Source organism: Mesorhizobium sp. M0029, assembly GCF_040323735.1.
In the GTDB taxonomy this organism is placed as follows: domain Bacteria; phylum Pseudomonadota; class Alphaproteobacteria; order Rhizobiales; family Rhizobiaceae; genus Mesorhizobium.
On the sequence record NZ_JAMYVF010000022.1, the window covers coordinates 1 to 14615 of the forward strand.

2 protein-coding genes and 3 pseudogenes are annotated in these 14615 nt (G+C 60.0%); 3 read left to right on the forward strand and 2 right to left on the reverse strand.

What is annotated here, in order from left to right; all coding sequences use genetic code 11:
* Window positions 1-183: 183 nt before the first annotated feature.
* Window positions 184-9024, reverse strand: coding sequence for a Ulp1 family isopeptidase (locus NKJ76_RS27235; RefSeq protein ID WP_352538800.1), 8841 nt, complete (start codon window positions 9022-9024; stop codon window positions 184-186).
* A 283-nt stretch (window positions 9025-9307) separates the two neighbouring features.
* Window positions 9308-9842, reverse strand: a pseudogene (locus NKJ76_RS32475) (aldehyde dehydrogenase family protein); the annotation flags it as partial.
* 507 nt (window positions 9843-10349) lie between these two features.
* On the opposite strand from NKJ76_RS32475, the pseudogene NKJ76_RS27245 reads away from it, so the two are divergent.
* From NKJ76_RS27245 to NKJ76_RS27255, 3 genes and pseudogenes are all read left to right on the forward strand, one after another.
* Window positions 10350-10708 (forward strand): annotated as a pseudogene (locus NKJ76_RS27245) (DDE-type integrase/transposase/recombinase); the annotation flags it as partial.
* A gap of 267 nt (window positions 10709-10975) precedes the next feature.
* Window positions 10976-11353 (forward strand): annotated as a pseudogene (locus NKJ76_RS27250) (type IV secretory system conjugative DNA transfer family protein); the annotation flags it as partial.
* Between the two features lie 641 nt (window positions 11354-11994).
* Window positions 11995-14529, forward strand: coding sequence for a two-component system VirA-like sensor kinase (locus NKJ76_RS27255; RefSeq protein ID WP_352538801.1), 2535 nt, complete (start codon window positions 11995-11997; stop codon window positions 14527-14529).
* Window positions 14530-14615: the final 86 nt, after the last annotated feature.

The window sequence follows — 14615 nt, forward strand, 5'->3', positions numbered from 1 at the left end:
TGTTAGCTACGGAGGCACGTTGGCCGCGTGACAGTGAGCTATGCTGGAGATTGGGGTGACGAGGCTGATCAAGCCTTCCAACAGTACCAGCCTGATCAATTACAGCGAGAGCTACCGGTCCGGAGATCGCATCAGCGCCTCTGTCGTCAAGAGAGCTGTTCTGCTTGACCCCAGCCATGGAGCTCAACGCCCCGCGTCGGAGCGCTCCCTGCTTCTGAAGGAAGCCATTAGGTCCGCTCGGGCTTGATCGGAGGCTTGGCTGATGGACGTCGTGGTTGCTTCGCTCAGTTGCCGCCCCATGGCGCGGCTTTGCGGATTATCAGTCCTCTGCCTCTTCGCCGGTCTCAACAGCGCTGTGTAATGTTCATTGTTTATGATGACGCCCCCGCTGTTCACGAGGTTGCTCCTGTCAAGTGTACTCGTCAGTCCGTCCTGGGCCTCACGCTTCTTGCCCAAGTGCCGTTCAAACGGCGCTGGCGCGACTTGTTGAGCTCGAGAGATGGGTCCCTGCTCTCCTGCGTGGCCATGAGCTTGTGCCGCGGTCTGCGCAGCGGCGTCCCCAATGGCACGAGCCTCCATGCCGACTGCGTCTTCCGGACGAGCAGCAAGGGCAATTTCGCGCCCGAGTGCGAACTTCCGGACATGAGTTAGTGCACTGATGTCAGCGGTTTTCATATAGCGCTTGGCATCTTCATCCAGCGACCGCTCGTGAAGCCGATCCGCAATCCCCGGCTTTTTGTTTTCAACCAGGCATTGACTGAAACGTCTAAGAGCAGACCCATAGACCTCAACGGTACGGGGTTTCGGCCCGGTCGGCGCTGCCTCGTACGCTTTGATGAGAGCCGCTGTGTACTCTCTGATGAGCACGGCGTCGGCAGGGTGGGGATTCAGGGCAGGGCGGCCCACCACTGGCGCTCCGCCCGCCCACGTCTTGAGACGACCCAGTGACCCAGCCACGGCCGAGGGGCCGCCACCCCAGATCTCGTACTCCTTGCGATCCCGATCCAGCGACGAATCGTGAAGCCGATCCGCAATCCCCGGCTTGTTATTTTCAACGAGCCAATGACCAAAGCCGAAAAGAATATCTACATGGCGCTTGACCGTGATCTCCCCGACCTTACCGGCATAGAGTGCTGACCTCAGCCCTTCGACAAGGGTCGCATCGTTGGAATAAAGAGGACCCTTGTCGGGACCGGAGACCACTTTTGGGCGATCTGGCTGCACCGCCGCCGGCACAGAACGAGCATGGTCACGCAACTCGGACGGTGCGGGGGGATTCAGATCAACCACTGACGAATCCGGCGCATGATGATGGCGCGCCGTTGAGTGACCCGGCTGCAGCACCGAGGCACCCAGCATCGACCCACTGCCTCCGGCGTACGGCGCCGCGGCGTGTTCTTGTCCGCTCCCTTGCATCATGGGCTGCGCCTCCCATGGCAATGCACCCACTTGATGGGTGGGGGCCTGCATCAGCACGCGAGCGCCTGAATTGCCGATCTCGCTCAGCTGCGGCTCAGTGGCAACGTCCTGCAGACGACTGTTCGGGGTCCTTTGCCTCTTCGCTGGTCTCAACTCCGCTGTATCATGCTCACGGTTGATGAGGACCTCCTCGCTTGGTAGCTGGTTGCTCCTGTCCTGTGCAGCGATCCGCTCGTCCGGCGCGCGCTGGTCGCCGTCGCGCCAGCTCAGGGGACGAAAGGACCCTGCGGGATCCGAGGCTTGGTGATGGGGCCCAGTTGGCACGAAAGACGATGCCAGAACAGCGTCGTCTTCATTAGCTTTCCCAGGGGGGAGATACTCTGGCCAACTGTATTCCTCCTGCGGCCCGCTGCGCTGCGCAGCGGCGTCCCCCTTGCTCTCAAGACTTTGAAATTTAAATGGGTCCCCGGGAGCAACGTCTGGCGCTGACTGGCCGAGCCGCTTGATCTGCTGGTGAAACGTCCCAACGGGGCTTTCCTTAACCGCGTCTCGGGCCTGTCGGTCCATGAGTTCAAAGTTCGTAAGATTATTTGCCGTTCCGAATGTATTGTCACCCCTGAGGCGGGTTTGTAGTGCCTGCCGATTGACGACGAGGTTGTTGAGGTTCAGGTTATCTGGCTGCGATTGCAATCGCCCAACCAGCGCCCGCGTGCCGTCCACCACGTAGACTCCGCAATCCACCACGTTGCTCTGCTGGGCGATGCGGGATACGCCCACGCGGGTCTCCAGGCTGGCGCCCAGATTTTCTGCGAGCTCTTTTGCAAGCGTGTCATTGCATCCGTTGTAGGAGTCATAATGATAGGCAACCGGCCGTTCCCGGTCGCTGCGATCAACGAACAGCAGCGACCAATGGGTGCCGCGCTCCGCAAGAGTCTTACCGCCATCGCTCACTGGCACGAACAGGAAGTCGGCTGTGTCGTTACCGTTCTGATGGACGATGCGCTGGAATGCGCTTAGCATGACGCTCTCGGAGCCCAAGCGCAGATGATAATTGGCTACGAGGGGATCCACGAACCGCGTCCGGGCGGCGAGATCTGGATTGTTCCCCTGCAACTCCTGCTCCAGGAGTTGGTAATCCCTCTGGATATGTTCGTCGCCTAGCCATTCCAATGCGCCGAGCACCCGCCCGTCTTTAGCTTTCCCAGGGGGCCTCTCTGGCCGACCCAATGCCTCCTGCGTCCCGCTGCGCTGCGCAGCGGCGTCCCCAATGGCACGAGCCTCCATGCCGACTGCGTCTTCCGGACGAGCAGCAAGGGCAATTTCGCGCCCGGGTGCGAACTTCCGGAGATGAGCTAGTGCACTGATCCTCCGGTTACCACCGGAGTTCACATAGCGCTTGGCATCTTCATCCAGCGACCCCTCGTGAAGCCGATCCGCAATCCCCGGCTTTTTGTTTTCATGCAGGTATTCACTGAAACGTATAAGAGTAGATCCATAGACCTGAATGGTACCGCGATTCGGCCCGGTCGCAGGCGCTTCTTTGTACTCTTTGATGAGAGCCGCTGTGTAATCTCTGATGAGCGCGGCGTCGGCAGGGTAGGGATTCCGGACAGGGCGGTCGACCACTGGCGCTCCGCCCGCCAACGTCTTGAGACGACCCAGTGCTCTAGCCACGATCGAGGGGCCACCCCTGCTCTCGTACTCCGAGGGGCCACCCCTGCTCTCGTACTCCTTGCGATCCTGATCCAGCGACGATTCGTCAAGCCGAGCAGCAAATCCCGGCCTGTTATTGTCAAAGAGCCAACGACCAAAGCCGAGAAGAGAATTTACATGGCGCTTGACCGTGCTCTCCTTGACCTTACCCGCGTAAGCTGACCTCAGCCCTTCGACAACGGTCGCATCGTTGGAATAGAGGGGACCCTTGTCGCGACCGGAGACCCCTATTGGAGGATCTGGCTGCACCGCCGCCGGCACAGAACGAGCATGGTCACGCAACTCGGACGGTGCGGGGGGATTCAGATCAACCACTGACGAATCCGGCGCATGATGATGGCGCGCCGTTGAGTGACCCGGCTGCAGCACCGAGGCACCCAGCATCGACCCACTGCCTCCGGCGTACGGCGCCGCGGCGTGTTCTTGTCCGCTCCCTTGCATCATGGGCTGCGCTTCCCATGGCAATGCACCCACTTGATGGGTGGGGGCCTGCATCAGCACGCGAGCGCCTGAATTGCCGATCTCGCTCAGCTGCGGCTCAGTGGCAACGTCCTGCAGACGACTGTTCGGGGTCCTTTGCCTCTTCGCTGGTCTCAACTCCGCTGTATCATGCTCACGGTTGATGAGGACCTCCTCGCTTGGTAGCTGGTTGCTCCTGTCCTGTGCTGCGATCCGCTCGTCCGGCGCGCGCTGGTCGCCGTCGCGCCAGATCAGGGGACGAAAGGACCCTGCGGGATCCGAGGCTTGGTGATGGGGCCCAGTTGGCACGAAAGGCAATGGCAGAACAGCGTCGTCTTCATTAGCTTTCCCAGGGAGCTCGCGCCCGAGTTCGGACTTCCGGAGATGAGCTAGTGCACTGATCCCACCGGAGTTGTTATAGCGCTTGGCATCTTCATCCAGCGACCCCTCGTGAAGCCGAGCCGCAATCCCCGGCTTTTTGTTTTCAACCAGGTATTCACTGAAACGTCTAGGAGCAGATCCATAGGTCTGAATGGTAGCGGGATTCGGCCCGGTCGGCGCTGCCTTGTACTCTTTGATGGGAGCCGCTGTGTAATCTCTGATGAGCGCGGCGTCGGCAGGGTCGGGATTATTCAGGACAGCGGCGCGGTCCAGCACTGGCGCTCCGCCCGCCCACGTCTTGAGATGACCCACTGCTCTAGCCACGTCCGAGGAGCCACTCTTGCTCTCGTACTCCTTGAGATCCGGATCCAGCGACTCCTCGTGAAGCCGAGCAGCAAATCCCGGCCTGTTATTATCAAAGAGCCAACGACCAAAGCCGAGAAGAGAATTTACATGGCGCTTGACCGTGCTCTCCAATGCTGACCTCAGCCCTTCGACAATGGTCGCATCGTTGGAATAGAGAGGACCCTTGTCGCGACCGGAGACCCCTATTGGAGGATCTGGCTGCACCGCCGGCGGCACAGAACGAGCAGGGTCACGCAACTCGGACGGTGCGGGGGGATTCAGATCAACCACTGACGAATCCGGCGCATCATGATGGCGCGCCGTTGAGTGACCCGGCTGCAGCACCGAGGCACCTAGCCTCGACCCACTGTCTCCGGCGTAGGGCGCCGCGGCGTGTTCTTGTCCGCTCCCTTGCACCATGAGTTGCGCCTCCCATGGCGATGTATCCACTTGAGGGCCGGGATCATGCACTGGTTCGTCCATTTGCTTTTGCAACCGAGCCCACCTTTCGGCCACCGCGGCCTCGCCAACCGCGGAGGGCGTCTCCTCAGCCCTGGCGAACGCTGGCCCGGCAGGCGCCGCCGGCACAGAACGAGCATGGTCACGCAACTCGAACGGTGCGGGGGGATTCAGATCAACCACTGACGAATCGCGCGCCGTTGAGTGACCCGGCTGCAGCACCGAGGCACCCAGCATCGACCCACTGCCTCCGGCGTAGGGCGCCGCGGCGTGTTCTTGTCCGCTCCCTTGCGTCATGAGTTGCGCCTCCCATGGCGATCGTAGAAGGTCCGCGTGCGGAATCGAGTCGAAATATCCCGACAAATCAGCGTCGACCTTCTGCTTTTGCAACCGAGCCCACCTTTCGGCCACCGCGGCCTCGCCAACCGCGGAGGACGTCTCCTCAGCCCTGGCGAACGCTGGCCCGGCAGGCGCCGGCGGCACAGAACGAGCAGGGTCACGCAACTCGGACGGTGAGGGGGGATTCAGATCAACCACTGACGAATCCGGCGCATGATGATGGCGCGCCGTTGAGTGATCCGGCTGCAGCACCGAGGCCCCCAGCATCGACCCACTGCCTCCGGCGTAGGGCGCCGCGGCGTGTTCTTGTCCGCTCCCTTGCACCATGAGTTGCGCCTCCCATGGCGATGTATCCACTTGAGGGCCGGGATCATGCACTGGTTCGTCCATTTGCTTTTGCAACCGAGCCCACCTTGCGGCCTCCGCGGCCTCGCCAACCGCGGAGGGCGTCTCCTCAGCCCTGGCGAACGCTGGCCCGGCAGGCGCCGCCGGCACAGAACGAGCATGGTCACGCAACTCGAACGGTGCGGGGGGATTCAGATCAACCACTGACGAATCGCGCGCCGTTGAGTGACCCGGCTGCAGCACCGAGGCACCCAGCATCGACCCACTGCCTCCGGTATGCGGTGCCAGGTGCTCGTCCCCCAGCATCATGGGCTGCGCCTCCCATGCCAATGCACCCACTTGATGGGTGGGGGCCTGCATCAGCACGCGAGCGCCTGAATTGCCGATCTCGCTCAGCTGCTTAGCTTTCCCAGGGGGCTTCTCTGGCCGACCCAATGCCTTCTGCGGCCCGCTGTGCTGCGCAGCGGCGTCCCCAATGGCACGAGCCTCCATGCCGACTGCGTCTTCCGGACGAGCAGCAAGGGCAATTTCGCGCCCGAGTGCGGCGTACGGCGGGAACTTCCGGAGATGAGCTAGTGCACTGATCCACCGGTTACCACTGGAGTCCAAATAACGCCTGGCATCTTCATCCAGCGACCCCTCGTAAAGCCGAGCCGCAATCCCCGGCCTGTTGTTTTCATGCAGGTATTGACTGAAACGTCTAAGAGTAGCCGCATAGTCCTGAGTGGTTTTGGGATTCGGCCCGGTCGCAGGCGCTCCCTTGTACTCTTTGATGAGAGCCGCTTTGTACTCTTTGATGAGCACGGCGTCGGCAGGGTCGGGATTCAGGGCAGCGCGGCCCACCATTGGCGCTCCGCCCGCCGACTCTTTGAGACGACCCAGTGCTCTAGCCACGTTCGAGGAGCCACTCTCGCGCTGGTACTCCTTGAGATCCTGATCCAGCAACGGATCGTCAAGCCGAGTAGCAAATCCCGGCTTGTTATTATCAAAGAGCCAACGACCAAAGCCGAGAAGAGAATTTACATGGTCCGTGACCGTGCGCTCCCCGACCTTACCGGCATAGAGTGCTGACCGCAGCCCTTCGACAACGGTCGCATCGTTGGAATAAAGAGGACGCTTGTCGCGACCGGAGACCACTACTGGAGGATCTGGCTGCACCGCCGCCGGCATAGAACGAGCATGGTCACGCAACTCGAACGGTGCGGGGGGATTCAGATCAACCACTGACGAATCCGGCGCATGATGATGGCGTGTTTCCCCGGGAACAACGTCCCGTACGAACACTGAGTCTGGGTTGCCTTGGTCCGGCGCGACTGGAGCCAGGGCTCTGTCGTGCAACGCTCGCGCTGACTGGCCGAGCCGCTTGATCCGCTGGTGAAACGTCCCAACGGGGCTTTCCTTAACCGCGTCTCGCGCCTGTCGGTCCATGAGTTCAAAGTTCGTGAGATAATTTGCCGTTCCAGATGTATCGTCACCCATGAGTCGGGTTTGTAGTGCCTGCCGATTGACGACGAGGTTGTTGAGGTTCAGGTCTGGCAGGTCTGGCTGCCATCTTTGCAATCGCCCAACCAGCGCCCGCGTGCCGTCCACCACGTAGACTCCGCAATCCCACTCGTTGCTCTGCTGGGCGATGCGGGGTAAGTCCACGCGGGTCTCCAGGCTGGCGCCCAGCCTTTCTGCGAGGTGTTTTGCAAGCTTGTCATGCCATCCGCTGACGGAGTCATAATGATAGGCAACCGGCCGTTCCCGGTCGCTGCGATCAACGAACAGCAGCGACCAATGTTTGCCGCGCTCCGCAAGAGTCTTACCGCCATCGCTCACTGGCACGAACAGGAAGTCGGCTGTGTCGTTACCGTTCTGATTATGGACGATGCGCTGGAATGCGCTTAGCTTGTCGCTCTCGGAGCCCAAGCGCAGATGATAATTGGCTACGAGGGGATCCACGAACCGCGTCCGGGCGGCGAGTTCTGGATTGTTCCCCTGCAACTCCTGCTCCAGGAGCTGGTAATCCCTGTGGATATGTTCGTCGCCTAGCAATTGCAATGCGCCGAGCACCCGCCCGCTGGGGTCGCCGAAAACACCAAAAAACCCTTCGACCGCGGGGGACATCCCCTCAGGAAAGAGCTCTGGCGAGGCGGAATTCCCCGCCCGCAAGCTGGGAGGAGCGAATTCCGGTGGCCTCAGTGGCACCTCCTCGCTTGGTAGCAGGTTGCTCCTGTCCTGTGCAGCGATCCGCTCGTCCGGCGCGCGCTGGTCGCCGTCGCGCCAGATCAGGGGACGAAAGGACTCTGCGGGATCCGAGGCTTGGTGATGGTGCCCAGTTGGTACGAAAGACGATGGCAGAACAGCGGCGTCTTCATTAGCTTCCCCAGGGAGCTTCTCTGGCCGACCCAATGCCTTCTGCGGCCCGCTGTGCTGCGCAGCGGCGTCCCCAATGGCACGAGCCTCCATGCCGAGTGCGTCTTCCGGACGAGCAGCAAGGGCAATTTCGCGCCCGAGTGCGGCGGACGGCAGGAACTTCCGGAGTTGAGCTAGTGCAATGATCCTCCGGTCACCACTGGAGGCCTTATAGCGCTTGGCATCTTCATCCAGCGACTCCTCGTGAAGCCGAGCCGCAATCCCCGGCTTGTTGTTTTCAACCAGGTATTCACTGAAACGTCTAAGAGTAGCTCCATAGTCGTGAATGGTTTGGCGATTCGGCCCGGTCGCAGGCGCTCCCTTGTACTCTTTGATGAGAGCCGCTTTGTACTCTTTGATGAGCACGGCGTCGGCAGGGTCGGGATTCAGGACAGCGCGGCCCACCATTGGCACTCCGCCCGCCGACTCTCTGAGACGACGCAGTGCCACAGCCACAGTCGAGGAGCCACCACTGCTCTCGTACTCCTTGAGATCTTCATCCAGCGACTCCTCGTGAAGCCGAGCAGCAAATCCCGGCTTGTTATTTTTAAAGAGCCAACGACCAAAGCCGTAAAGAGAATTTACATGGCGCTTGACCGTTTCCTCCTTGGCCTTACCCGCGTAGAGTGACCTCAGCCCTTCGACAACGGTCGCATCGTTGGAATAAAGAGGACGCTTGCAGCCGCGACCGTCGGAGACCACTACTGGAGGATCTGGCTGCACCGCCGCCGGCACGGGGGAACGAGCATGGTCACGCAACTCGAACGGTGCGGAAGGATTCAGATCACCCACTGACGAATCCGGCGCATGATGATGGCGCGCCGTTGAGTGACCCGGCTGCAGCACCGAGGCACCTAGCATCGACCCACTGCCTCCGGCGTACGGCGCCGCGGCGTGTTCTTGTCCGCTCCCTTGCATCATGGGCTGCGCTTCCCATGGGGCCGCGCCTTCGATGAGGCTCAGGTCTCCGTGAGACGGATGAGGATGGAACGGGTCTGGCAGAGCCGGAACGCCGGGGGCGGGAATTTGGGCAGCGGCTTGGCGCGCCTCGCCCGAGCGCTGCTCAAAGCCCTCTTGCCCGGCCTGTGCCGCTTGCTCTTGAGATGCCGGGGGCTGCACCTGCCGCCAACCTGTTACATTGGATAGGTCAAATTTGTGCCGGTTCACGTTAGCCTCACGTCCACAGATCAGCTGAGCAACCTACTCGGGCATACTTACGAGAAGCTGACGAGGTCCGCGGTCCCGGAGCGGGTAGGCCTAATTTTCTGCGCGCCGATTGCGCTGGCGCGACGTAGCCCGGCCTTTTGCCAGCTCGGCAGCTACGGCTCGCAAAGAGCGTCGTAAGGCTTGCGGAGCCGCCCCTCAGCTCCCGTCGAGGAGCAATCCACAATTCACATATTTGGAGATGGCTCGCTGGTTTACCGGTCTGCGAGCCCTGCAAGCCCATGCTTCAGATGCCGCCCGTGCAGAGGTATTTCATTTCGAGGTAGTCCTCGAGGCAATGGCGGGAACCCTCCCGCCCGATGCCGGACTGCTTCACTCGGCCGAAAGGCGCGGCTTCCGACGACATGCGTCCCGTGTTCATACCACTATGCCATATTCCAAGGCCTCGGCGACACGCCAAACACGCTTCCGTTTGAGGCACAAATGTGGGGGAAGGCCGTAGATCGTGTCGTTGGCCTCATGCACGACCTATCCGCATCGTCGAAGCAATCACAGGCGCCAGCCGCCCGAATGTCTCTTTCTTGCGCGATGGTCATCTCGCTGGAGACCGGACCGATAGTTCGACGTGCCATTCGCGCGATGCGTTTGCCCCCGCATCGATTCTGCGGCCTTTCGCGACGGCATGGGATTCGATTTTGGCCAGAGCCTGCCTGTCGATCAGCGCACCGATCGCCACTCCGGAGCAAAGCCCTCGCCAACGATAAGTGGCGGACTTTCTCCACGAACTCTCGACAAACACCTTCGTGAACGCCTGACTGGACGGGGGTAGCCATGCCGAACAGGTCGCATAACCACGCCATCGTTCGGCGACTGCAGCCGCGAAGCGTCTCGAACACATCGGCTCGATGCGGTTGCGTCCAGAATGCATCAGCGAGCGGCGGGAGTCTTCGCTATATTCGCCCCCGACATCCCGAAGTCCACCAGCTTGCCTGCCAAAAAGGGGTGTTGCATGAATAAACCCGCTTTCGTCGCCGTCAGCCGCGTGCCCAGGAAGGACGACAGTCTCCATAGCAAGAATGTGAGATGATCATCGTATTCAGCGGCAGCGTGCCGGCGAAATTGGGTGTTCGGCAAGCCAAATAGCGCGATGCAGAAGGATGGTGAGGATTTCGCGTCCGCCACTGCGATGCATAGAGCCACCCTTCGCAACCGACCAGCGCAACAAAGCTCGTTATGCGGCGCGTAGGTTCGTAGACGCTTATCCAGTATCGAGATAACAAGGCCGCTGCGCAGGAACGAACTCTGAGAGCGCACCCTGCGAGAGGTTGCGCTTGCTGACGCGGCTGTGGAAGAAGCAGGGGCTCGCGCCGAAGCGCATGATCACCGACTAGCTTCGCTCGTATGGAGCGGCAAAGCGACAGATGATGCCGGACGTCGAGCACCGGTCGCACAAGGGGTTGAACAACAGAGCGGAGAATTCCCATGTGCCGCCGCGAAAACGGGAGCGGATGATGCAGGGGTCCGATCGCCGGGAGGCCTGCAACGCTTCGTCTCGACCTTGTCAGCCCTCCGCAACCTCTTCGTCCCCCGCCCCAAACGTTCTGCTCTCGCCATACATGTTCATCGCTTGCAAGCCATCGCCGAATGGAAGGCCGTGACTGGAACGCCCGCAACAATGGATTGCTAACGGCGAACTCATGCTGGTCGGCAAGGCGATACTGGCTGGAGCATCAACTCGGCCGACGAGAGTGGCCACACCATCCTAGACAGGATCGGCCGATATGCCCGGCATCGCCGCTCTGCAAAAAGCACAGCGGGCATCCAGACGTTGCCGGGTTGACTATGGGTGTCCGAACCGCGAAAAGAGGCCGCTCTTTATGAGTGGCGTGCGCTGGCAGTCTAACCCCAAGCCCCCCGCCCGGGCTGCCGGCGCGCTTCTAGGAACATCGAGGTAGATGACGAGACTCCGAACTACATTTCCAAAGCTATCGGTGGATTCACATTTCAAGCCCAATCGATTTCCTACAGCCAGGCGCGAACGTTCGATTGGAACATTCAGAATTCACATCAAGGTGCACCGCTATTGCGTCCCGAACAGGTTCGGCTGCTCGATGACGACTACGAGATTGTTCTCATCAAAGGTCTGCCACCATTAAAATTGAGGAAGGTGCGATATTTTTCGGATCGCATTCTGAAACGCATCTTTGAAAGCCAGACAGGCGCCCTCCCGGAGCCGGCGCCCTTGACGGGAGCAGAGGAGGCGCTCTCCGCAGAATCTCAACTCGATGACCCGCTGTGTGAATTGGCGCAGGACTTTGACGATACAGTTTGATGTGAGGCTAGTATGAACCCGCGAAATAGTAATCCATCCCGTGTAACAGCTTTGTCGCAGGTGCAGGACGCCGGCTTGGAAGACGGGCAAGCGGTCCAGGCCCGGCGAGTGGGCTTTGAGCAGCACGTGTTCGAGGCGCTCCGGCCGCTGTTCGATGGTCGAGCTGACGAGCCGCCTACCGGTCCAGAGGAGCTTCTGCGACTGGAAAAGGGGTTTCGCGAGGTGCTTCAGCGAGGGCAGGATCATCAAGCCGCCTCGTCTTTTTTCAGCGATCCAAGAATGCCCGCTGGACGGGATGACCCCAAGGGAAGCGTGTCGGACGCTTTCGCAGCAGCCGGCTCTAGGCACGCCGTAGTTGAGGCCGCCGCCCCGCCAGTGTTAGCTGCCAGCCAACAGCAGATCCGGCCCTCGCCAGTTGCGTTTGACCGGCCGGTATCATCCTCGGCTGCTGCAGGCGTGCGCTTGTATGCCCCTTCGATGATCTCTCGGAAGACCAGTTCCGAAAACTGCGATCAGTTGCCCGCCTTGTGCTGCCGCCTCGCCGTCGAGGTCGAAACGCCCGCGAATCAATGGAAGGTCAGCGGGCCATGGGGGCAGAGTGCAACGGTGTCTACACCGCCTGTTTGAGGGGAGAGGTACACTTGGCTTTCCTGTTCCAGCAGCATCCGGCCGCACACCGACGCGATGGGGAGCTAGAATTCAACTCGGACCTTCGCAAGGCACGCACCGCGGCTCAAACGCCGTTCGTTTGGGAAAAATGGCTCAGTACCGACAAAGCTTCTGTAATGGCCCTAGTGGCCTCGGTTGCGCTCTTGGTCGCGATACAGTGGCAAGACCCCCAGATCAACGAGGCGGTCCTAAGCGAACTGCGGACGATTCAGATCAACTACGCATTGCTCCAGCGAGACGTCGCCCGCGCCGACATGGTATTGGACTTCCGTTCCGTTGCTTCTACCGGGCAAGCATTAAAAAGGAACCTTCAAAACTACCAACGCCTTGTTGAGATTTCGCCCAATGAGAGCTCCGGGGTGCACTCCAGGTTGGTTGCACAGCTCAAAAAGTCCCTCGAAAACACAGAAGCTGCCATCTCGAACTCGGCCGCGCAAAATGAGCTTCTGCAAAGCTCTCTCGTACGCTTTGCTCGCTCGGCTAATCGCCTTTGGGGGGGAGTGTCGAACAGGCCTGAATTTTCCAATCTGATCCTTCAATTTTCGGCCAGACCGGGATTCAGCCTCGCATTACAAATCGATCAGTCTCTCCGCCGACTTCCTCCTAGCCAGGACCAAGTCACGGAGGATGTTGCCCGCGAGGGCCGCGCTATCCTGTCCTCAATGTTGAGGTTGGACCGCGCTGTCAATCGGATCCCATCCTTCGACACGTTCGCCAAGGCTGCCGAATTGGAGCGAGAACATCTGAAAGCCTACAGCTTCGCCAGCGCGCAAGCGCAGCGTACACGACTTTTCTTTGGCTTGGTGTCCATATGCCTCTGCTTGTTTGCGACCATTCGAGCCTCCACGCTGCATGTGCGGACGAACCGGTTGGAAAGGCGGTTAGAGCTTGAAGCGGCGATGAGTGAGATCGAAGCTTGTTTCATCGACAGTCAAGCAACGAAGGCTTCGCGGCGCTTCTCCACCGAAGCAGCGCTTAGACTCATTCAATGCGTTTTCGATGCCGATCAATGCGCGCTTGCTCTGGTGGATCCGAGTATCAGCAGGAATACCGAGTACTTTGTCGCGAACAAGCGCATGCGCGTCTGGAACGCCACGCTAATCCATGAAGTCGTCTCACTTGTACACCCGGAACAGCCAGTGTTTCGCGTCGTTCCGGCGTCGGAAGTGGTTCGGACTGCCGTAGGCACTACCGGTGTTTGTCAAATTGTTGGTTGCAGGGCCTCCGATCAGCAGGCTGCGGTTTGTATCCTTGTTTTTGAAGGAGATCGCTCACCACCCTCCACAGACGACCTCCTGGTTCTGGCGAGCGCTACTGTGCGTTTAGGCAACCATCTTGAAATGCAACGTGTACACACGGAACGTAACCTTTTTGAGAGTCGATGGGAGCATGCGGAAAGGCTGACGGCTGTCGGCACAATCGCAAGCGGCGTTACACATGAATTCAATAATGTTCTAGGAGCAATAGTCGGCTACGCAGAGATGGCTAAAGGTCTTGTGCGTCGCCCCTCGAGAATTCGGGGCCACATCGGCCAAATTATCTTGGCCAGCAACCGAGCCAAACTGATTATTGATCAAATTTTGTCACTAAGCCGAAATCGGAAGCGCGTGACGATGCCTTTCGACGTCTCGGAGAGTGTAATGGATCTCGCGCCATTGCTGCGGGTTACACTTCGTGCGGATGTTCAGTTGAACTTCAAGATCAACGAGTGGCAAACGGTGATCGAGGGCAGCCCGACCGAGATACAGCAGATCCTTATGAATCTATGCAAGAACGCGTCGGAGGCTCTCTTGAATCAGGGCCGTGTCGAGATTAGCGTTTCTCGCGCTCACGTCTGTCAAACGAAGCCCGTGGCTAAGGGCACCTTGAAACCGGGAGATTACGTTCTCCTCTCCATCAGCGACGATGGCCAAGGAATCGCAAGTTCGGTGCTTCCGCATATCTTTGAGCCCTTTTTTACCACGCGCTCTCGCGTCGGCGGGACCGGACTGGGTCTTGCTGCAGTGGACCGCCATGTGAGCGCGCTCGCAGGATGCCTTGACGTCACCTCGGCTGTTGGCCGAGGTACACGCTTCGATCTCTACTTACCGGCCTGCGCTGAGGAGCAGGTCAGAGCTGATAGCGCTTTCGGCCCATGCGATGGATCACTTGGCAACGGAGAAATCATTGCAGTCGTTGACCCCGATCCAGCAGCGTTGGAGATCTACAAGGATAAGATCGCCGCGCTGGGTTATAAGCCGGTCGGCTTCGCGACCTTCGAGAGTCTTTGCGACTGGATCGAGAGCGGGAAGGCAGCCGACCTCCTAATTTTCGATAAAGCGACTTTCCTCGGGCCAGGACAGCCCGAAGCCGTACGTACCACCCTGATGACGGTGCCCATCATCGTCGTTGGTGGAAGCGACCCCATGCCGATCACATCTGGTAATCAGACCTTCGTCCTTTGGCTAGCCAAACCGGTCTCGTCCAGGACGATGGAGCATGCAATTCGTAGGATGATAATGGCATGATGCCGCCGACGCGCTCAGGATACCGAGCTACCGAGGCAGTCGGAGGCGGAGCCGGCTGGGATCCGGCAAATACAAGAGCGTCGGAC